Source organism: Pseudomonas sp. F220 (assembly GCF_057813935.1).
Map to the genome: position 1 here is coordinate 1 of NZ_JBVASJ010000048.1, position 20090 is coordinate 20090.

Sequence of the window (20090 nt, forward strand, 5' to 3'; positions counted from 1 at the left end):
GCTCGCGATGGTCGTTAACGATAACGCGTGTTTACTGGCTAAACGCGGCGCTCTTGAGTCCATCGCGAGCAATCGAGCGTCGACCGGCTGCTCCTACAATTCCGTCACTGAACGGCATTAGGGTCCAGGCCCGGAACGGTGACAGCCCCGAGCCTGACGACCTGTTCTCAACGCCTTGGCAACGGCGACGGAACAGGTCACGACCTTGTTTTCAGGTGACTACTTGATAGCAGGGCACATAGGCCGCGCCGCCCGGTAACTTCATGCGGTGTTGCTCGACGAACGCTTTCAGCAAGAGGTCCAGGGGCCGCATGATGGCCGCGTCGCCATGGATTTTGTAGGGGCCATGCTGCTCGATCAGGCGGATGCCCTTGTCTTTCACATTGCCGGCAACGATGCCGGAAAAGGCACGCCGCAGATTGGCCGCCAGCTCGTGAGGGGGCAGCTCGCGGCTCAGCTGGAGGCTGGCCATGTTGGCGTGGGTGGGGTCGAACGGGCGCTGAAAGCCTTCCTCGATCTTTAGCAGCCAGTTGAAATGAAAAGCGTCGTTGCGCTCTCTGCGGAACTGTTTGACCGTCTTGAGCCCCTCGGTCATTTGCCTTGCCACTTCAGCGGGATCGTCGATGATGATCTGGTAGTGGTCCTGTGCAGCTTCCCCCAGGGTCGCGCCGACGAAAGCGTGTAGCTGCTGCAGATAGGGCGCTGCATTCTTTGGTCCGGTCAGGATGACGGGGAACGGCAGATTGCGGTTGTCCGGGTGCATCAGGATGCCGAGCAGATAGAGAAATTCCTCGGCGGTGCCGGCGCCGCCGGGGAAAATGATGATGCCGTGACCAACGCGTACGAAGGCCTCCAGGCGCTTCTCTATGTCCGGAAGGATCACCAGCTCGTTGACGATCGGATTAGGCGCCTCGGCTGCGATGATTCCAGGTTCCGTCAGGCCCAGGTAACGGCCGCCGTTCATCCGCTGTTTGGCGTGGGCGATGGTGGCACCCTTCATTGGCCCTTTCATCACACCAGGCCCGCAACCGGTGCAGACATCCAGGCGACGCAGGCCGAGTTCGTGACCGACCTTCTTGGTGTACTTGTACTCTTCGGTGTTGATCGAATGGCCGCCCCAGCACACGACCATCTTCGGCTCTACCCCGGGGCGCAGGGTCCGGGCGTTGCGCAGCAGGTGGAAGACGTAGTCGGTGATTCCCTGGGAATTGCTCAGGTCGATGCGCTGGCTGTCCAGTTCGTTCTCGGTATAGACGATGTCGCGCAGGGCGCTGAACAGCATCTCGCGGGTGCTGGCGATCATCTCGCCGTCGACGAAAGCATCCGCTGGCGCGTTGAGCAGTTCCAGGCGGACTCCACGATCCTGCTGGTGGATGCGAACCTCGAAGTCCTGGTAGGCATCAAGAATGGTCTTGGCGTTGTCAATGTGGGCGCCAGTGTTGAGGATCGCCAAGGCGCACTGGCGAAACAGCTTGTAGATACTGCCTGAGCCGGCTTCGCTCAGTTGCTGGACTTCGCGTTGGGACAGTGTCTCCAGGCTGCCCTTGGGGCTTATTGAAGCGTTGATTACATGTCTTTGGGCCATTCTAGATTCTCTGTGAGCGATACCACCGAGCCAGGGAAGGTCAGTTGCATCAGGATGGTGATCACCGAACGCAGTCGCGCGCAGCGGGTATTTTTCAGGCAGGCGGGCGGGAAAGCAAACGCCGCGATGAGATCCCCCTGGTGACGAACGCCTCCACCAAGACGGAGGAAGCGGTAACTAAAGATCAATGAGCAGTGTCCTCATCTTACTCCGGCGTTGTATGGACCGGCGCGAAAGCGCTACAGATAGACCTTTTCGGCCAGCTGGGCGTATCGACTACTTTGCTCGTGAGCTGGTTGGGGCGAGCAATAGTGTGGGTTTCAGGCGTTTCTTTACTGGCTCTTTCAGGTATGGCGTCAACTCTATTAAAGCAGAGCGACTTTTTTGGCTGAAAGCCATCATGCCTGAATGACTGCTGTTGGAATGTCCGCCCAGGAGACGAAATCCTGGTGCCTGCAGGCATGCACGTTATAGTTGAGGTGATCCGAATTAACGGGAGGGGGTATGCGCCAGATCGTTAACAAAGAGCCATGGTGGGCTGCGCCACCGAAACCTGGTCAGGATGAGTCTGAGTTGGAATGGGGCTGGCTGGTAACATACAGCGAGGGAGAGCCGCGATTTGAGTTCGTGAAAGAGCGGCCTTCGGAAAGCGAGATCCGTAATCGCAAGAGCTGCCGGATCACTCCTCAGTCGAATTGATCCGGCGTCTGGGCACCGGGCAATCTGAATCGCCCCGGTTTCGAGGCTCCAGGTTCAAAGGGAAAAAAGGCGCCCGAAGGCGCCAAAAACCACCTTAACCGAGGGAGGCCAGGTGAAGCCGTTCATGTGTATGCCGCGTTGGTAAGTCGCTGCCTGAACGGAGTTTCGTGTCGCACCCGCAAGGGGTGCAGGCAGTCTATTTGCCGAGTTTTACTCGGGTCCAGCCGCGTGTCATCAGCCGCTGGGTGGCGATGGGCAAGTCGGGTATTGCATAGAGCGTGGCCATGACATCTTGGGGTGGATACGAACCTGGATCGTTACGAATAGCCTCATCAACCAACGGTGTCGCCGCTGCGTTGGCGTTGCTGTAACCGACGCTGTTGGTGATCTCGGCCATGATGTCCGGGCGCATCAGGAAATTCATGAACAGATACGCATTGTCGACGTTCGCCGCATCCCTGGGGATGGCGACCATGTCATAGAAGCTGCCCGCACCTTCTTTCGGGATGCTGTAAGCGATCTTCACCGTGTCACCGGCTTCCTTGGCGCGCGCCTTGGCCTGGAGCACATCGCCGGAGTAACCAACGGCGACGCAGATGTTGCCGTTGGCAAGGTCCGAGATGTATTTGGATGAATGAAAGTAGGCCACCGATGGGCGAACTTTCATGAACAGCTCTTCAGCCTCGGCGATTTGCTGTTTGTCCTGAGAGTTCACCGGGTAGCCCAGATAGTGCAGGGCGACCGGCAACATTTCAGTGGGCGAATCCAGGAAGCTGATACCGCAGGATTTCAGTTTTGCCGCATTTTCGGGTTTGAACAGCAGGTCCCAGGAATTCACCGGTGCGTCTGTGCCCAAGACTTCCTTGACCTTGTCCGGGTTGAAGCCGATACCGATCGAGCCCCACATGTAGGGGAAGGCGTGGCCGTTATCGGTGTCGCTGGCGGAGGCGTTTTTCAACAATGTCTTGTTGAGGTTTTTCCAGTTGGGCAGCTTTGACTTATCCAGTGGCTGGTAGACCCCGGCCTTGATCTGCTTGGCCAGAAAGCTGTTGGAGGGTACGACAATGTCGTAACCCGATTTGCCCGCGAGCAATCTGGCTTCAAGGGTTTCGTTGCTGTCGAAGACGTCGTAGGTCACTTGGATGCCGGTCTCGTCTTCGAACTTCTTGACGGTGTTCGGGGCGATGTAATCCGACCAGTTATAGACGCGTAGCACCTTGTCATTGGCCTGGGCGCCGGTAGCGAAAGCGCCCAATAAGGACAGTGTCAGCAGAGTCCTGCCAAGGGTTTTCATGGGTACAACTCCATTTCCATTTCTTGTTGTGCAAATTCCAGTCGCGGTGAAACGCGACGGCGTTAAGCCGTCGCCCCGATCTGTTGGGTAACAGGTCGTTGTGAAGCAGGTTGTTTCCAGGACTCGCTTGCGGTCTGGTCCATGGCTTCCTGAATGGCGCGTTTGCGATTGGTTTCGGCCTTGCGGCTGAAATACCAGACCATGAACGTGACAATGGAGACAGAGAGCAGAATCAAACTGGCCACTGCGTTGATTTCCGGTTTCACGCCCAGACGCACGGCGGAGAAGACTTCCATCGGCAACGTCGTCGAACCCGGACCCGACACAAAGCTCGCCAGCACCAGATCGTCCAGTGACAGGGCGAAGGACATCATGCCGCCAGCCCCAAGGGATGGCGCGATCATCGGGATGGTGATCAGGAAGAACACCTTCAACGGCCGCGCACCGAGGTCCATGGCCGCCTCTTCGATGGACAGGTCCAGCTCACGCAAGCGTGCTGAGACCACCACCGCCACATAGGCCGCACAGAACGTCGTGTGGGCGATCCAGATGGTGATGATGCCGCGCTCTTGCGGCCAGCCAATCATTTGCGCCATGGCCACGAACAGCAGTAACAGCGACAGGCCCGTGATGACCTCCGGCATTACCAGCGGCGCAGTGACCAGACCACCGAACAGCGTGCGACCCTTGAAGCGGGTCACGCGGGTCAGCACGAAGGCTGCCAGGGTGCCCAGCGCCACCGCCGCCACCGACGTGTAGCAGGCGATTTCCAGCGAGCGCACCACTGAGCCCATCAGTTGCGTATTGTCCAGCAGGCCCGCGTACCACTTCAACGACCATCCGCCCCAGACGGTCACCAGCTTGGAGGCGTTGAACGAGTAGATGACCAGAATCAGCATCGGCAGATAGATAAATAACAGGCCGAGTACCAACATCAGTCCTGAAAATCCGAAACGTTTCATGCCCGTCCCTCCATCTCTTTGGCTTGGCTACGGTTGAAGAGGATGATGGGCACAATCAGGATCGCCAGCATCACCACGGCCAAGGCGGACGCCACCGGCCAGTCTCGGTTGTTGAAGAACTCCTGCCACAGCACGCGGCCGATCATCAGGGTTTCCGGACCACCGAGCAGTTCCGGAATCACGAACTCACCCACTACAGGAATGAACACCAGCATGCAGCCGGCGATGATGCCGTTCCTGGCGAGCGGGACGGTGATTCTCCAGAAGCTGTTGAAGGTGCTTGAACCCAGATCCGACGCTGCTTCAAGCAGGCTCTCGTCATGCTTGACCAGGTTGGCATACAGCGGCAGAACCATGAACGGGAGGTAGGCATACACCACCCCGATATACACCGCGGTGTTGGTGTTCAAGATTTCTATCGGGTTCTGAGTAAGGCCGGTCCACATCAGGAATGCATTCAGCAGACCGTTATTGCTCAAGATACCCATCCAGGCGTAAACCCTGATCAGGATCGCCGTCCAGGTCGGCATCATGATCAGCAGGATCAGCACCGTCTGCGCTTCCTTGCGGGCCTTGGAGATGCCATAGGCCATCGGGAAGCCAATCAGCAGGCACATCAGCGTGCTGAAAAAAGCGACTTTCAGCGAGCCCAGGTAGGCCGAGATGTACAGCTCATCACCGGCCAGCAGTGCATAGTTACCGACGTTCAGGAGTAGCTGGAATTTCTGCTCGGCGAACGTGTAGATCTCCGAGTAGGGTGGGATGGCCAAGGCTGCTTCGGAGAAGCTGATCTTCATCACCAGGAAAAACGGCAGCATGAAGAACAGGCACAGCCACAGGAAAGGGATGCCGATGACGACTTTACGACCGCTCGGTATCAGGCTCTGAATCCGTTGATTAATAGTAATAGAGGTCATGAACGCAGTACCACGCCGCTGTCGTCTTCCCACCACACATAGACTTCGTCGTCCCACGTTGGGCGTGCGCCTCGGCGTTCAGCGTTGGCCATGAACGACTGAACGATCTTTCCTCCGGGCAGTTGCACATAAAACACCGAATGCCCACCCAGGTAGGCAATGTCGTGAACCTTGCCTTTGGACCAGTTGTACCGGGCGTCGGGTTTGATCGTGGTGACCAGCAACTTCTCTGGGCGAATGGCATAGGTGACGGACTTGTCTTCTACCGAAGTACTGACGCCGTGGCCCACATAAATCTTCTGCTCAAGCTCCGGGCTCTGAATGATCGCGTGGCCTTCCTGGTCTTCGGTAACGAAACCGTCGAACGCATTCACGTTGCCGATGAATTCGCACACCATTCGGCTGACAGGCGCTTCGTAGATATCGACCGGGCTACCGATCTGGGCAATCCAGCCCAAGTGCATGATGGCAATGCGCTGGGCCATGGTCATGGCCTCTTCCTGGTCGTGGGTCACCATGACGCAGGTCACACCGACCCGCTCGATGATCTCGACCAATTCGAGCTGCATTTGCGAGCGCAGTTTTTTGTCCAGCGCGCCCATGGGTTCGTCGAGCAACAGCAGCTTGGGCCGCTTGGCCAGTGAACGTGCCAGCGCCACCCGCTGACGCTGACCGCCAGACAGTTGATGCGGCTTGCGCTTGGCGTACTGGGTCATATGAACCAGCTTGAGCATTTCTTCAACGCGGGCTTCGATCTCGCTGGAAGGAAGCCGATCCTGCTTCAGACCAAAGGCAATGTTTTGGGCTACGGTCATGTGGGGAAACAGAGCGTAGGACTGGAACATCATGTTGATCGGCCGTTCATAGGGCGGCATATCGGTGATGTCTACGCCATCGAGGTAAATCCGCCCTTCGGTCGGACGCTCGAAGCCTGCCAGCATGCGCAGGAGTGTCGACTTGCCTGAGCCTGAGCCGCCCAGCATGGCGAAGATTTCACCCTGGTGGATTTCCAGGGACACATCGTCCACGGCGGTTGTCTCGTCAAATTTCTTGGTGACGCGGTCGACTTTAACCAGCACCTTTTTGGGGTGCGGATTGCCTTCAAGAGCCTTCCTGTAAATGCTGGAGGCGTTTGCCATGTGAAACTCCCAACAGGTGTTAGTAGCCGGGCCAAAGCGGCCTGACTTAATAGGTGGATGACAAACCCGCACCAGGCAGGTTTATTCCGCGCGGCCTCCTGGCCACTTAACGCTGCTTCTTGTTCTCGTAAACACGCTCTGGCCGCTGTAGGTGCGCGCGTTGGCGCACCGCCAGGGTCACAGTGGCGAGGGCATCAATGGGTGTTGTCTTGCTCGGGCAGTCGCCTGTCAGTGAGCGTTGCGAAGCGCGGCGCGTTGCCGGCACGCGTCGCCAAACGCCTGAAAAATACTCAAGTAAGGAGGGTTCGACAGGACCTGCCATTCCGGGTGCCATTGCACGCCGACGGCGAATACCTTGCTGCCGTCGATCGGCCCTCTATCAACAGAGAAGGCCTCAATCAGTCCATCGGGCGCGGTGGCTTCGACCCGTAAACCGGGTGCCAGCCTGTCGATGCCTTGGGAATGAATGGAATTGACCTGAATTACAGGGGGCAGGTCGAGTGCCGCAAACACGCCGCCCGGTTGAACGTGGACGGCATGAGCCGCCGCGTACTGGACGTCGAGGCTGGCGTCATCGGCTTCGCGATGATCCATGAACGTGCCCGTCTCGTGCACCTTCTGATGAAGGCTGCCGCCAAACGCGACGTTCATTTCCTGGAAACCCCGACAAATCCCGAGCACCGGAATGTCCGCAGCGATTGCTGCACGTAATAAAGGAAGGGTAGTGCGGTCACGCTGAGGATCATGCGCGGTACCCGCTTCGCTCGCGGCGCCCTGATAGTGGAACGGCTCCACATTGGATGGCGAGCCGGTAAACAGCAGGCCGTCCAGATGCTCAAGCAGCTCGTCTATCTCCGTCAGTTCAGCCAGAGAAGGAATGATGACGGGGAGCCCATATGCGGCAACGCTGACAGCACGTAAGTACTTGTCTCCGCTCATATGGTAGGGATGCAGCCCGATATCTTTAACGCACGCAGTAACACCGATCAATGGCTTGATTGCCATTTTTATTCACCTCGAAAAACACACTTGAACGAGCTTTTTCAGAGCTTAGCCTTGTTGATTTTAATTAACAACTCTCATGTAAAAAATTCTAAACGCCGTGCGTCCGATGTTCAGGATTTTCGCTCGCTCCAAGGCTTGTTTGGCACTCTTGTGCCCTAAAGAGGCCAGAAAAATAGCATTGAAAGGTCGAGTGTTCGCTATTGACTTCACCATGGCTTTCGGATTGACTGGGCTCGTGAAAGTGAAGTGAACATAATAATTAACAGCTAATAGGTGCATCATGTCGGTCCCTCTGCGTACCGTTCAACTCAACGAAGCAAACGCATTCCTTAAGAAATATCCTGAGGTTTTGTACGTCGACCTTCTGATTGCGGATATGAACGGTGTGGTGCGCGGCAAGCGCATCGAGCGCACCAGTCTCCATAAGGTTTACGAGAAAGGCATTAACCTGCCGGCGTCACTGTTCGCTCTGGACATCAACGGTTCCACGGTGGAAAGCACCGGCCTGGGTCTGGACATCGGCGACTCCGACCGGATCTGCTACCCGATTCCCGGCACCCTGAGCATCGAGCCTTGGCAGAAGCGCCCCACCGCGCAACTGTTGATGACCATGCACGAACTCGAAGGCGAGCCGTTCTTCGCCGACCCACGTGAAGTGCTGGCCAATGTGGTGCGCAAGTTCGACGACATGGGCCTGACCATCTGCGCCGCGTTCGAGCTGGAGTTCTACCTGATTGACCAGGACAACGTGAACGGTCGTCCGCAGTCGCCACGCTCGCCGGTATCCGGCAAACGTCCGATGTCGACTCAGGTGTACCTGATCGACGATCTGGACGAATACGTCGACTGTCTGCAAGACATCCTCGAAGGTGCAAAAGAGCAGGGCATTCCTGCTGACGCCATCGTCAAGGAAAGTGCTCCGGCGCAGTTCGAAGTGAACCTGCACCACGTTGCCGATCCGATCAAAGCCTGCGATTACGCGGTGTTGCTCAAGCGTTTGGTCAAGAACATCGCCTATGACCATGAGATGGACACTACCTTCATGGCCAAGCCTTACCCGGGCCAGGCAGGTAACGGTCTGCACGTACACATCTCGATCCTTGATAAAGAAGGCAAGAACATCTTCACCAGTGAGGATCCCGAGCAGAACGCCGCACTGCGTCATGCAATCGGCGGTGTGCTCGAGACCCTGCCGGCGCAGATGGCCTTCCTCTGCCCGAACGTCAACTCGTACCGTCGCTTCGGCGCACAGTTCTACGTGCCGAACTCGCCGAGCTGGGGGATTGATAACCGGACCGTTGCGGTACGCGTTCCGACGGGCTCCTCTGACGCCGTACGTATCGAGCACCGAGTGGCCGGCGCAGATGCCAACCCGTATCTGTTGATGGCTTCGGTACTGGCCGGTATTCACCACGGTCTGACCAATCAGATCGAACCTGGCGCTCCGGTCGAAGGCAACTCCTACGAGCAGAACGAACAAAGCCTGCCGAACAACCTGCGCGATGCCTTGCGCGAGTTGGCCGACAGTGAAGTGATGGCCCGCTACATCGATCCGCTGTACATCGATGTGTTTGTGGCGTGCAAGGAAAGCGAACTCGCCGAGTTTGAAAACTCCATTTCAGACCTTGAGTACAACTGGTACTTGCACACGGTCTGACGGCCAATACCCGTCATTTAAGGTGAAACACCCATCAAATGTGGGAGCGAGCCTGCTCGCGATGAGGTCGGCACAGTCAACATAGATGTCGCCTGACACACCGCTATCGCGAGCAGGCTCGCTCCCACAGGGGGGCTGATCCTTAACAGACTGGCAACTATTTCTCTGCGTCGAGTCACTTCAATGGCAAACACTCGCAGCGACTGGGAGCAACGCTTTCAGTCCTTAACACTAGAAGGTCGGGCATTCATTAACGGCCAATACTGCTCGGCACTCAGCGGCGACACGTTCGAATGCATCAGCCCGGTGGACGGTCGCTTTCTGGCGAACGTTGCCAGCACCGATGAAGCCGACGCCAATGCGGCGGTGCAGGTTGCGCGTCAGGCATTTGAATCGGGCGTCTGGGCCAAACTGGCCCCGGCAGAACGCAAGCGCATCCTCATTCGTTTCGCTGATCTGATCCTGGATCACAAAGAGGAGCTCGCGCTACTGGAAACGCTGGATATGGGCAAGCCCATCAGCGATTCGATGGCCATCGATGTGCCGGCGACCGCCAATGCGATCCGCTGGAGCGCCGAGGCGATCGATAAGATCTACGACGAGGTTGCGCCGACGCCGGCGGATCAATTGGGGCTCATTACCCGTGAACCGGTAGGCGTGGTGGCGGCGATTGTGCCGTGGAATTTCCCGCTGATCATGGCCAGCTGGAAGTTCGCACCGGCGCTGGCGGCGGGTAACTCCTTTATCCTCAAGCCGTCGGAGAAGTCGCCACTCACGGCGATCCGAATTGCCCAGCTGGCGCTGGACGCGGGGATCCCCAAGGGGGTCTTCAACGTACTGCCCGGCTTTGGTCACACGGTCGGCAAGGCTCTGGCGCTGCATATGGATGTCGATGTACTGGCATTCACCGGCTCGACTGCGATTGCCAAGCAGCTTCTGATTTACGCCGGGCAAAGCAATATGAAACGCGTCTGGCTGGAGGCTGGCGGTAAAAGCCCCAACGTCGTGTTTGCCGATGCGCCCGATTTGCACGCTGCTGCGCAGGCTGCTGTCAGTGCCATCGCCTTCAATCAGGGCGAAGTCTGTACGGCGGGTTCTCGGCTGCTGGTCGAGCGCTCGATCAGGGAGCAGTTCATCCCGTTGCTGGTCGATGCGTTGAAGGCCTGGAAACCCGGGCATGCGCTGGACCCGGAGACGAGTGTGGGCGCCGTCGTCGATGCACGGCAGCTTGAGTCCGTACTCAGGTACATCGAAGTCGGCAAGGAGCAGGGGGCTCAGCTGATCGCTGGAGGCAATCGCACTCTTGAAGACACCGGTGGCCTGTACGTTGAACCGGCGATTTTCGATGGTGTGACCAACGCGATGACGATTGCCCGGGAGGAGATCTTCGGCCCGGTGCTGTCGGTCATCACCTTCGATACGGTGGACGAGGCGTTGCAGATCGCCAACGACAGCATCTTCGGTCTGGCCGCTGGCGTCTGGACGCGCGATCTGAGCAAGGCCCACACCTTTGCCCGAGGCCTTAGGGCGGGCAGTGTCTGGGTCAACCAGTACGACGGTGGCGACATGACCGCGCCCTTTGGCGGTTTCAAGCAGTCGGGTAACGGTCGCGACAAATCCTTGCATGCGTTCGATAAATACACCGAACTCAAAGCGACCTGGATCAAGCTCTAAATCTTTTCACAACGGCGGTCGCAGGCATCAGCACGCGGCCGCCCGGGAACTCAATGATGCAATTACATGTAAACAGCTACTACGCCGCGACCCGGAACAACACGGGCGATTTTCCAGTCCTTGATCAACTGGTCGAGTGTGATGTCTGCGTGATCGGCGCGGGCTACACCGGCTTGTCATCGGCACTGTTTCTCACTGAAGCGGGCTACAGCGTGACAGTACTGGAAGCCGCCAAAGTCGGCTTCGGTGCCAGCGGTCGCAACGGCGGTCAACTGGTCAATTCGTATAGTCGTGACGTCGATGTCATCGAACAACGCTATGGCGACAAGACCGCAGAAGTACTGGGGAGCATGATTTTCGAGGGCGCGGATATTATTCGCCAACGAATCAAGCAGTACGACATCCAGTGCGATTACCGTCCCGGTGGGATTTTCGCGGCGCTCAACAAGAAGCAACTGAAAGGTCTTGAGGAGCAAAAAAGCGGCTGGGAGCGTTACGGAAACCAGCAACTGAAGATGCTCGATAAGGCTGAGATTGCCAGGGAAGTAGGCTCGGACAGCTATGTGGGTGGCCTTCTGGACATGAAGGGCGGGCACGTGCATCCCTTGAACCTGGCATTGGGTGAGGCGGCAGCCATCATTCGACTGGGCGGGAAAATCTTCGAGCAGTCGGCTGCTATCGACATCACCTACGGTGAGCCGATTATCGTCAGGACTGCCAAAGGCGTGGTGAAGGCCAAGTACCTGCTGATTGCCGGCAATGCGTATTTGAACCAGGACCTGGACCCCCGGGTGACTCGCAAGAGCATGCCGTGCGGCTCACAAATCGTCGTGACCGAGCCGTTGTCGCCGAGCGTGGCCAAAAGCCTGATCGCCAACAATTACTGCGTCGAAGACTGTAATTACCTGCTCGATTACTTCCGGCTCACCGCCGACAACCGTCTGCTCTATGGCGGTGGTGTTGTCTACGGTGCCCGCGAGCCAGATGACATCGAACAACTGATCCTGCCGAAAATCCTCAAGACCTTTCCGCAACTCAAAGGTGTGAAGGTTGATTACCGTTGGACAGGCAACTTCCTGCTGACCATGTCGCGCATGCCGCAATTTGGGCGCATTGAAAAGAATGCCTACTACATGCAGGGCTACAGCGGGCATGGTGTGACCTGCTCACACCTGGCCGGGAAGCTGATCTCGGAAATGATCCGTGGTGATGCAGAGCGCTTTGATGCGTTTGCCTCGCTACCGCACATGCCAATGATCGGCGGCAGAACCTTCCAGGCTCCGCTCACCGCGATGGGGGCTGCGTACTACTCAATGCGTGACCGGTTCGGTATCTAGTTGGAGTGACCACGGCGGCCGGCTCGATACTGGCCGTCGCCTTTTTTGTCCGTCATTTATGGAACCTGCTGAGCTGCGCGAACAAACGTGATTTAATACTTGGCTTTCACGTCTCTGGGACAGGGAAACGGCGAATGTTCCAACAAATCGCCAGCTATCCCCCCACAATACCCTTAAGTACTTTTCGCATAAGGCTGTCATGGACACGGGCACACGACTCAAACTAGTGCGCGAAAGCTATAAGCTGTCTCAGCGCGAGCTGGCCAGACGTAGCGGCGTCACCAATGCCACGATCTCCCTGATTGAGCAGAATCGCGTAAGCCCTTCAGTCAGCTCTCTCAAAAAACTTCTCGAAAGCATTCCCATGTCGTTGGCGGATTTCTTCACCTTCGACCAGCCCCCTCGGGAGGGTCGTTACGTCTTCCGCTCTAATGAACAGCCCGACCTGGGCCGTCACGGGGTGCGCCTGCTGCTTGTGGGTGCGGTCGTGCCAAGCCGGCAGATGCGCTTTCTGCGTGAGCAGTACGCGCCAGGGGCGAGTTCCGGTGAGGAGGCCATCGTGCACGCCGAAGGCGAGGAGTGCGGGCTGGTGACGCGTGGCACCGTCGAGCTGACGATCGACGGACAAGTCAGCGTGCTCAATGCCGGAGACGGCTACTACTTCCCCACCACCTTGCCTCACCGCTTTCGCAATATCGGGCAGGATGAGGCAGAGATAATCAGCGCGAACACGCCTGCGAACTTCTGATATCCAGCGCACGGAACCTCAAGTTGGGTACACCTGCGCATCCGTAGGTGTATGCATATCCCTGTAGGAGCTGCCGCAGCCTGCGATCTTTTGATCTTGGGTGCCGCCGAAAAGATCGCAGGCTCCGCCAGCTCCTGCGTCGACCGAGTACATCGGTGAAATAGCCGAAACACACGATCCCGTATGAGCTGCCAATAGGTTCGGGCCGCGTTCAGACGATCTTGCTGTCTTTCACGCAGTCAGGCCTGATCTGGGGCATCACGTACAGCAAGGAAAAGGTTATAAAGTCAGATCGCATTGGTATAAGTGATTATAAGAAAAATCGCTATGCTGCTGGCCAGATTTTATGTGATCGCGCTTGATTTGTAGGACGTGATAATGGATTTCGGCAGTGTTGGTTTTATCGTTGCAGGTTTAGTTGTCGGGTTTATTGTGGGTATGACCGGTGTGGGGGGCGGCTCTTTAATGACGCCCATTCTTCTATGGTTTGGCATTAATCCGGCAACCGCAGTGGGGACGGATTTGCTGTATGCCGCAATCACTAAGTCTGGTGGCGTACTGGTTCATGGAAAGAACAAAAATATTGACTGGAAAATTACCGGCTGGCTGACACTTGGCAGTGTGCCGGCGGTAATGCTTACACTGTGGTTTTTGAAAAATTTACACACTGATCCCCAAGCAATGAATGCAGTTATCAAGCAGGCATTGGGCTTTGTTTTATTGCTAACTGCGCTGGCCATTTTCTTCAAGAAACAGTTACTGGCATTTGCCCAAAAGCATGCGGGTGACCGCTATCACCTCAGCGGCCCGGGCTTGAATATGCTAACGGTGGTCACTGGCGTGATACTCGGCACAATGGTGGCACTCACCTCCATCGGTGCCGGCGCATTGGGAACTGTGGCACTCTTTATTTTGTACCCTTTTCTGGCCACTAAGCGTTTGGTGGGTACAGAAATCGCACACGCGGTGCCCCTGACCCTGGTCGCCGGTTTGGGCCACGCAAGCATGGGTAATATGGACTGGTCTTTATTAGGCCACCTACTGATAGGGTCACTGCCAGGGATTTACGTTGGCAGTCATATGTCGGGTCGTATTCCCGACGGAGTATTGCGTCCTTGCCTAGCCGTAATGCTGGTTTTTATTGGTTATAAGCTGGCATTTTGATCCCGCTGTAATACTTACCCTGAACATCGCCCGGGCCACCGTCCCCGGGCTCGAAATCAGCGGTCAATCACCCTGCCTGAACACCAGTGCCTTCAAGCCGCTTTCAGGGTCGGCGTCGGCAAATTCCGGTGGGTTTTCCAGGCGTTGTTCGAAGCGCAGGTCCGGGGCTTCGCGGGTTACGCCGTCGATGAGGAAATCCGAGCCTATGGCTGGGTCGTTCATGCAGGCCAGTACGGTGCCATGGCTGCTGAGCAGCTCGGGCAGTCGGCGCAACACGCGCTGGTAGTCCTTGGTCAGCAGAAAGCTGCCTTTCTGAAAAGACGGTGGGTCGATGATCACCAGATCGTAAGGGCCACTGCTTTTCACCTTGCTCCAGGACTTGAACAGATCATGGCCGAGAAAGCTCACCTTGCTCAGGTCGTGTCCGTTTAGCCGGTGATTGTCGCGCCCACGGCTCAGGGCCGCGCGGGACATGTCCAGATTGACCACGTGATCCGCGCCGCCTTCGATGGCGGCAACCGAAAACCCGCAGGTATAGGCGAACAGATTCAACACACGCTTGCCGTGGGCATTGGCCCGCACCCAATTGCGGCCATAGCGCATGTCGAGAAACAGGCCGTTGTTCTGTTTCTTGCCAAGGTCCACCCGATAACGCAGGCCTCCCTCGGTAAGCGTCCATTCCTCGATCATTTCCCCCAGCAGCCATTCGGTGGTGCTTTGCGGCAGGTAGCGGTGTTGCAGCAGTAACGTATGAGCACCGGATTTTTTCCACGCAGCCGACTCCGTGATTTCCATCAGCAGTCGCCTCAATGCCTCCAGCTGCGCTTGGTCAGGTTCCTTGAACAGCGAGACCAGGACCACGCCCTGCATCCAGTCGACGGTCAGTTGTTCCAGCCCCGGCCAGCGTCGGCCCCGGCCGTGGAGCAAGCGGCGGGTTTCTTCGGGTACAGCTTCCAGGGCCGTCAGCAAATGGTGATGCAGGGTGGACAGGGCGTCAGGATTCATCTGGCAGGGCCGGCAATTTGAAAGGGCGGCATTTTAAACACAATTGCGGCGTTTGAGCCTCTACAAGGTAAACCGCCCTTGCTTGAACGCATGCAACGTTGGCGACGCCTCGTTGTGTGGCGGGCACATCAACCTCCGCACATATTAAGAAGGTCTGATGGGGCGCAGCGCTTGCCCGCCCCATTAAACGATCATTCTCCCGTTAGTTTTTGAACGCCGAGTGCTTGCGTCCTTGGTCACACAAGGCGAAAACCACCACCAATACCGACGCGATCGCCAGGATGATGACCACTCCATCTGTGGAGTGCGTCGCGGACGCGGACACCAGCGACAACGCGCCCAGCGGCGCCAGACCGCCCGCGATCGCGGTACCGATTTCGCGCCCGGTGCCAAAGCCGGAGGAGCGGGTCTGGGTGGGGAACTGGCGGCTCAGGAAAGAACCCTGCGGAGCGAACATCATGGGTGCGAGGATGCCGGTGCCAATGCCGATGGCCACATAGATCATCAGGCTTTCACCGGTGTTGAGCAGGGCCAGGAACGGGTAGGCAAACAACAGCGAGAACACGCCTCCGAGCATCAGTACCGTCTTGCTGCTCCACTTGTCGCACAGCCAGCCGAAGAAGGGCACGGCAACAATGGCGATCAAGCTGGCGATAGTGACCGACAGTGACGTGACATGAACATCAACGCCCTTGAATTGGGTCAGGTAGGCCAGGGAGAACGTTTTGAAGATATAGCTCAGAGCGTTGTAGCCAACGGCAACGAAAAATACGACCGCCAACCCTTTCAGGTCGTTCTTGAACAATGCTTTCAAGGGCGACGCCTTGGCTTTTGCCGTTTCCTTGCTCAGTTCCTTGAACTCGGGCGTTTCCGGAATGCTGTTACGTACCCAAAGACCTACGCCGACCAACGCAATGCTGCAAATGAACGGGATGCGCCATCCGCCTTCCAGCAGGAACTCATTGCCGTTGATGGTCAGCAGATAAACAGTCAGCGATGAAAGCAGCAGGCCCAGGTTCAGACCCAATGCCGGCCAGGCGCCCTGACTTCCGCGTTTTCCTTCAGCGGCATGCTCGTAGGAGGTGACGGCCGCCCCGGACAACTCGGCTCCCGCCCCCAGACCCTGGATGATCCTTACCGCGACCAGGACGATAGGTGCCCATATGCCGATCGAGGCGTAGCTAGGGATCAGGCCGATCAGTGTTGTGCAGACGCCCATCATGCAGAAGGTCACCACCAGCACTTGCTTGCGGCCGAACTTATCCCCCAGATAGCCGAAAAGAATCCCGCCAAACGGGCGAGCAATAAACCCGATGGCAAACGTGGAAAAGGCCATCAGTGTTGCCGTTTTCGGATCGCTGTTATCAAAGAAGATTTTCGAAAAGACAATCGCCGCCATCGTTGCGTACAAGTAAAAGTCGTACCACTCCAGCATTGAGCCAAAAATGGTGGCCGCGGCAACTTTACGCAGACGTTTTTTTGTTTGTTCCGGGGTTTCCGCTACAGGGCTGATCGTTTTAATTGCCGTCATTCTGTATGTCCTTGTGAGTCATTATATTTATTTTCAAGTAGTGGCTTAGTGCGCTCTATTCGGGCTCAGGAGCCAATAGAGGTTGGGTGGTATTAGCTGGGTTTGAAAATTCGGTCGGCAATCATCGAGCCTATGGGAATGGCCGAAGTCGCGGCAGGAGAGGGCGCATTACACACGTGGAGCATGCGTGGCGTTTCAGCGAATAAAAAATCATGCACCAAGGTGCCGTCGCGCATGACGGCCTGGGCACGAATACCCGCCTCATACGGCAGCAGATCGTCAATGTTCAGTGAAGGGCAATACTTTCGGCATTGCTCCAGGTAGCCGGATTTGAACAATGAGTTCTTCATCTCAACGCTACCGGAGCCCAAGTTTTGCCAGATGGTTTTCCAGAAACCGGGGAAGCTCGCGTACTGGGCCACATCGCGCCAGTTGATCGAAAACTTCTTGTAGTTCTCACGGCCCAGACCCAGTACGGCATTTGGGCCAACGGTGACACTGCCATCAATCATGCGGGTCAGGTGTACCCCCAGAAACGGTAGCTCCGGATCGGGGATGGGGTAGATCAAGTGATTGACGATGTTGTTTTTCGCTGCTGGCAGCCGAAAGTATTCGCCGCGAAACGGGATGATCTGGTGATCGATCTTGATACCTGCGAGTGTCGCCAGCCGGTCGGATTGCAGGCCGGCGCAGACCACCAGCTTCTTCGCACGCCAGACACCGTCATGGGTGCTGACCGTCACGTTGTCGCCGTTTTCCTCGATGGCGGTAACGGTCTTTTCCAGGCAGATCTCACCGCCACTGCGGCTAATGACGCGGGCCATGGTTTCGCATATTTCTCGGTAATCGACGATGCCTGTGGCATCGAGAAATAGCCCGCCTAGCCCGATGATATTCGGCTCGCGGCGCCGCAGTTCATCCGCGTCAAGACGCTCGACTTTCATTCCATTGAGTTGCGAGCGCGCATACAGGGCTTCCATCCGCTCGACTTCGAGGGCCGTCGAGGCCACCAGCAACTTGCCGCAGACGTCGAATTTAATCCCGTGTTCCGTGCAGAACTGTTTGGTTGCCTGGGCACCACGCTTGCACAAATCAGCCTTGAGACTGCCCGGAGCGTAGTAAATGCCGGCATGGATCACGCCACTGTTATGGCCTGTCTGGTGCTTGGCCAAAAGGGTTTCTTTTTCCAGAATCACCAGCGATGCGGTGGGCTGGCGTTTGAGTAACTCCATCGCGGTGGCAAGGCCAACGATTCCGCCGCCGATGATGCAAAAGTCATAAATCATTGTTGTAGTTACCTTAGATCAGTTAGCGCTGGTCTAGTTATCAGGTTGTCAGACTAATGGTTTTGTTAAAAGCATGCAGGCCGCAGCACGCTTTCAAGGCTTCAGGGTTGGATCGATTCAGTCCGTGGCGGGAAGCTCAAGTTGCAGGCGCTTGGCCGATGCGCGCAAGTGAGCGTCGGCACAGGCCGCAGCGGCATGCCGATCACCATCGGCGATGGCCTGGTATAACGCCTGGTGTTCGTGGGCAGCATCTGCCGAACCGCCGACAAAGCGCGAAGCCGAGTTTTCCCAGGCCGTTTGGCGTGCCGCAGCCAACTGGCTTCTCAGGAAGTCATGAAAGGCCACGAAATAGTCATTCTTGCTGGCTTCGGCGATTGCCCGGTGAAACTCCACATCCGCCAAGGCCGCAGCTTCGAAGTCGGTGCGTTTGTCATGCATTTCCTGCAGCGCGTCCTTCATGCGTTGCAGATCTGCGTCGTCTCGGCGCTGAGCGGCAATCGAGGCCGCCTGGGTCTCGATCCACAGACGCATCTCGAACATTTGCGTGAGCTCTGGCCTGCGGCCATTTTTCTTCGGGAAGCGGAAAACCGTCCCGGTGGGTGTCTGGGAGATAAACGAGCCAAGGCCTCGCCGCGCGATCAATACGCCATCGGCTTTCAGCTGAGCGATAGCCTCGCGAACCACTGAGCGGCTGACGTTCAGCTGTTCCGCCAACTGCTGTTCGGTCGGCAAGCGCGACTCGGGAGCAAGCTGGCCGGAGTCGATCTCCGCGCGAATAGCGCTGACAACACGCACGACGAGAGAATCGGGACGCTGTAGCTCAAGCATAAGACAACCTTGGTAGTCAGGTTGTCAGACAATAGACTGTCTGATTTTCAGTTGTCAAGATTGGGCGCGGTCACTGAGCCATCTGTGCTACCCGATCACGCGGGGGACGCAGCGCGTAGAGGTTGCAGGGAATTAATATAAGGTACTGAAAATAAACAGTATTTTTTGATGTTTGTTGTCAAGTGAACCGATTTCGCCTCACCCGTGAATTGAAACTTGAATGGGGTGCACTCATAGCTTGTAGCCGATCTGTCGCAACAAATTCTTGCGCCACAGGATGTCTTCGTCGCCTTCAATGTCATTGGCGCAGAAGCCATCCACCACGCCCAGGACAGCTCGTCCCTGTTCCGTCTCAGCGAGAATCACTTCAGTCGGGTTGGCAGTTGCACAAAAAATATGGCACACCTCTGGAACCATTTTGATGGTGTTCAACACGTTCAGTGGGAAAAAACCGTCCCCCAGGAAAATGATGAAGCTATGGCCGGCGGCAATGGCTATCGCATTCTTCTGGGCAAGTTCGATCATGGCGGCATCGGTGCCAGACCATCGCACCAGGCATTTGCCAGAGGCTTCACAAAAGGCCACGCCAAACTTGATACCGGGCACCGCGCCGACCAATGCTTCGTGGATGTCCTCGACGGACTTGATGAAGTGCGTCTGACCAAAAATGAAGTTCGTCGCTTCCGGCTTATCAATTTTCACAGTGATGATTTGCATCCCATACTTCTCCTTTCGCGATGTTGTTTAACAGTGCGGAAATTATGAAGTGCTATCACGGAACCCGAATCAGGCCATCGCATGCCTTATACTTGGGTACTCGGCCCTGGCGAGTCAGTGGCGCGGAATGGGGAGGGGGCGCCACTGCGAGCACGACACTCGTCGAGGAGCACTGCATGGGCTGCCATCCCGGGTTGCACAATCAGTTCCGGCAACAGACCAAGCATAGCTACTCATTAGCTCTCGCTCCGCCCACCGATTGATTCTACCCAAGCGTGGACAATTCGAGCGTACTGCCGAGTCGACAGATGTTGAGAGTCGCGTAGGCGGCTCCGAAACAGAAAGTTTTCATTGCGCAGCACTGCTTGGTGAATCCACTTCTCGACCGCGTCTCTTGTCTGCTCGGTGATCTCGAACTGTACGGGTCGCTGAGTTTTCTGCTGCATAACGATTACCCGTGACGACACTCGATCACCATGTGCAATGTCCCGTACACGTCTTTGACTGGCGTTTGGTATGTTCATGACGAGAACCTCCCGGTG

The 20090-nt window shown here is 56.8% G+C and carries 17 protein-coding genes and 1 pseudogene; 6 read left to right on the forward strand and 12 right to left on the reverse strand.

What is annotated here, in order from left to right; all coding sequences use genetic code 11:
• Window positions 1-211: 211 nt before the first annotated feature.
• Complete coding sequence (gene ppnN / locus ACZYSM_RS26365) at window positions 212-1585, reverse strand: nucleotide 5'-monophosphate nucleosidase PpnN (protein WP_489076154.1); 1374 nt, start codon at window positions 1583-1585, stop codon at window positions 212-214.
• Between the two features lie 504 nt (window positions 1586-2089).
• Here ppnN and ACZYSM_RS26370 point away from each other — a divergent pair.
• Window positions 2090-2284 carry a hypothetical protein gene (locus tag ACZYSM_RS26370; protein WP_489076156.1) on the forward strand — a complete coding sequence of 65 codons (195 nt, stop codon included), beginning with the start codon at window positions 2090-2092 and terminating at the stop codon, window positions 2282-2284.
• Between the two features lie 196 nt (window positions 2285-2480).
• Here the strand turns inward: ACZYSM_RS26370 and ACZYSM_RS26375 are convergent, their stop codons facing one another.
• From ACZYSM_RS26375 to ACZYSM_RS26395, 5 genes are all read right to left on the reverse strand, one after another.
• Window positions 2481-3578: a polyamine ABC transporter substrate-binding protein gene (locus ACZYSM_RS26375; RefSeq protein WP_489076158.1), complete on the reverse strand. Its 1098-nt coding sequence runs from the start codon at window positions 3576-3578 to the stop codon at window positions 2481-2483.
• Between the two features lie 62 nt (window positions 3579-3640).
• On the reverse strand, window positions 3641-4540 hold the full coding sequence (locus ACZYSM_RS26380) for an ABC transporter permease subunit (protein WP_489076160.1): 900 nt from the start codon (window positions 4538-4540) through the stop codon (window positions 3641-3643).
• Window positions 4537-5418, reverse strand: a complete 882-nt coding sequence (locus ACZYSM_RS26385) for an ABC transporter permease subunit (protein WP_489076215.1) — start codon at window positions 5416-5418, stop codon at window positions 4537-4539. The genes ACZYSM_RS26380 and ACZYSM_RS26385 overlap by 4 nt, the downstream gene beginning before the upstream one ends.
• Window positions 5419-5453: 35 nt before the next feature.
• Window positions 5454-6596, reverse strand: a complete 1143-nt coding sequence (potA, locus tag ACZYSM_RS26390; protein ID WP_489076162.1) for a polyamine ABC transporter ATP-binding protein — start codon at window positions 6594-6596, stop codon at window positions 5454-5456.
• 228 nt (window positions 6597-6824) lie between these two features.
• Complete coding sequence (locus tag ACZYSM_RS26395; protein WP_489076164.1) at window positions 6825-7601, reverse strand: gamma-glutamyl-gamma-aminobutyrate hydrolase family protein; 777 nt, start codon at window positions 7599-7601, stop codon at window positions 6825-6827.
• Between the two features lie 280 nt (window positions 7602-7881).
• On the opposite strand from ACZYSM_RS26395, the gene ACZYSM_RS26400 reads away from it, so the two are divergent.
• From ACZYSM_RS26400 to ACZYSM_RS26420, 5 genes are all read left to right on the forward strand, one after another.
• A complete protein-coding gene (locus ACZYSM_RS26400; protein ID WP_489076166.1) occupies window positions 7882-9258 on the forward strand; it encodes a glutamine synthetase family protein in 1377 nt (458 codons plus the stop codon).
• 183 nt (window positions 9259-9441) lie between these two features.
• Window positions 9442-10932 carry an aldehyde dehydrogenase gene (locus tag ACZYSM_RS26405; RefSeq protein WP_489076168.1) on the forward strand — a complete coding sequence of 497 codons (1491 nt, stop codon included), beginning with the start codon at window positions 9442-9444 and terminating at the stop codon, window positions 10930-10932.
• Between the two features lie 53 nt (window positions 10933-10985).
• Window positions 10986-12269, forward strand: coding sequence for an NAD(P)/FAD-dependent oxidoreductase (locus tag ACZYSM_RS26410; protein WP_489076170.1), 1284 nt, complete (start codon window positions 10986-10988; stop codon window positions 12267-12269).
• 199 nt (window positions 12270-12468) lie between these two features.
• Complete coding sequence (locus tag ACZYSM_RS26415; protein ID WP_489076172.1) at window positions 12469-13017, forward strand: cupin domain-containing protein; 549 nt, start codon at window positions 12469-12471, stop codon at window positions 13015-13017.
• A 378-nt stretch (window positions 13018-13395) separates the two neighbouring features.
• On the forward strand, window positions 13396-14181 hold the full coding sequence (locus ACZYSM_RS26420; protein ID WP_489076174.1) for a sulfite exporter TauE/SafE family protein: 786 nt from the start codon (window positions 13396-13398) through the stop codon (window positions 14179-14181).
• A 63-nt stretch (window positions 14182-14244) separates the two neighbouring features.
• On the opposite strand, the gene ACZYSM_RS26425 is transcribed toward ACZYSM_RS26420, so the two are convergent.
• From ACZYSM_RS26425 to ACZYSM_RS26450, 6 genes and pseudogenes are all read right to left on the reverse strand, one after another.
• Entirely contained in the window at window positions 14245-15186 is a 942-nt protein-coding gene (locus tag ACZYSM_RS26425; RefSeq protein WP_489076176.1) for a class I SAM-dependent methyltransferase, read from the reverse strand.
• A gap of 202 nt (window positions 15187-15388) precedes the next feature.
• A complete protein-coding gene (locus ACZYSM_RS26430) occupies window positions 15389-16717 on the reverse strand; it encodes an MFS transporter (protein WP_489076178.1) in 1329 nt (442 codons plus the stop codon).
• Between the two features lie 92 nt (window positions 16718-16809).
• Window positions 16810-18003: an L-2-hydroxyglutarate oxidase gene (gene lhgO / locus ACZYSM_RS26435; RefSeq protein ID WP_489076180.1), complete on the reverse strand. Its 1194-nt coding sequence runs from the start codon at window positions 18001-18003 to the stop codon at window positions 16810-16812.
• A gap of 117 nt (window positions 18004-18120) precedes the next feature.
• A complete protein-coding gene (locus ACZYSM_RS26440; protein ID WP_489076182.1) occupies window positions 18121-18831 on the reverse strand; it encodes a FadR/GntR family transcriptional regulator in 711 nt (236 codons plus the stop codon).
• Window positions 18832-19062: 231 nt separating this feature from the next.
• Window positions 19063-19548 (reverse strand): adenosine-specific kinase, encoded by a 486-nt coding sequence (locus ACZYSM_RS26445; RefSeq protein ID WP_489076184.1) that lies wholly within the window; start codon window positions 19546-19548, stop codon window positions 19063-19065.
• Window positions 19549-19802: 254 nt separating this feature from the next.
• Window positions 19803-20045, reverse strand: a pseudogene (locus ACZYSM_RS26450) (hypothetical protein); the annotation flags it as partial.
• Between the last annotated feature and the right edge of the window lie 45 nt (window positions 20046-20090).

What these genes read in the sequence shown, in the direction of transcription:
- ppnN (WP_489076154.1), bottom strand. Translation starts at nt 1,585, where the DNA reads ATGGCCCAAAGACATGTAATCAACGCTTCAATAAGCCCCAAGGGCAGC.
- ACZYSM_RS26370 (WP_489076156.1), top strand. Translation starts at nt 2,090, where the DNA reads ATGCGCCAGATCGTTAACAAAGAGCCATGGTGGGCTGCGCCACCGAAA.
- ACZYSM_RS26375 (WP_489076158.1), bottom strand. Translation starts at nt 3,578, where the DNA reads ATGAAAACCCTTGGCAGGACTCTGCTGACACTGTCCTTATTGGGCGCT.
- ACZYSM_RS26380 (WP_489076160.1), bottom strand. Translation starts at nt 4,540, where the DNA reads ATGAAACGTTTCGGATTTTCAGGACTGATGTTGGTACTCGGCCTGTTA.
- potA (WP_489076162.1), bottom strand. Translation starts at nt 6,596, where the DNA reads ATGGCAAACGCCTCCAGCATTTACAGGAAGGCTCTTGAAGGCAATCCG.
- ACZYSM_RS26395 (WP_489076164.1), bottom strand. Translation starts at nt 7,601, where the DNA reads ATGGCAATCAAGCCATTGATCGGTGTTACTGCGTGCGTTAAAGATATC.
- ACZYSM_RS26400 (WP_489076166.1), top strand. Translation starts at nt 7,882, where the DNA reads ATGTCGGTCCCTCTGCGTACCGTTCAACTCAACGAAGCAAACGCATTC.
- ACZYSM_RS26405 (WP_489076168.1), top strand. Translation starts at nt 9,442, where the DNA reads ATGGCAAACACTCGCAGCGACTGGGAGCAACGCTTTCAGTCCTTAACA.
- ACZYSM_RS26410 (WP_489076170.1), top strand. Translation starts at nt 10,986, where the DNA reads ATGATGCAATTACATGTAAACAGCTACTACGCCGCGACCCGGAACAAC.
- ACZYSM_RS26415 (WP_489076172.1), top strand. Translation starts at nt 12,469, where the DNA reads ATGGACACGGGCACACGACTCAAACTAGTGCGCGAAAGCTATAAGCTG.
- ACZYSM_RS26420 (WP_489076174.1), top strand. Translation starts at nt 13,396, where the DNA reads ATGGATTTCGGCAGTGTTGGTTTTATCGTTGCAGGTTTAGTTGTCGGG.
- ACZYSM_RS26425 (WP_489076176.1), bottom strand. Translation starts at nt 15,186, where the DNA reads ATGAATCCTGACGCCCTGTCCACCCTGCATCACCATTTGCTGACGGCC.
- ACZYSM_RS26430 (WP_489076178.1), bottom strand. Translation starts at nt 16,717, where the DNA reads ATGACGGCAATTAAAACGATCAGCCCTGTAGCGGAAACCCCGGAACAA.
- lhgO (WP_489076180.1), bottom strand. Translation starts at nt 18,003, where the DNA reads ATGATTTATGACTTTTGCATCATCGGCGGCGGAATCGTTGGCCTTGCC.
- ACZYSM_RS26440 (WP_489076182.1), bottom strand. Translation starts at nt 18,831, where the DNA reads ATGCTTGAGCTACAGCGTCCCGATTCTCTCGTCGTGCGTGTTGTCAGC.
- ACZYSM_RS26445 (WP_489076184.1), bottom strand. Translation starts at nt 19,548, where the DNA reads ATGCAAATCATCACTGTGAAAATTGATAAGCCGGAAGCGACGAACTTC.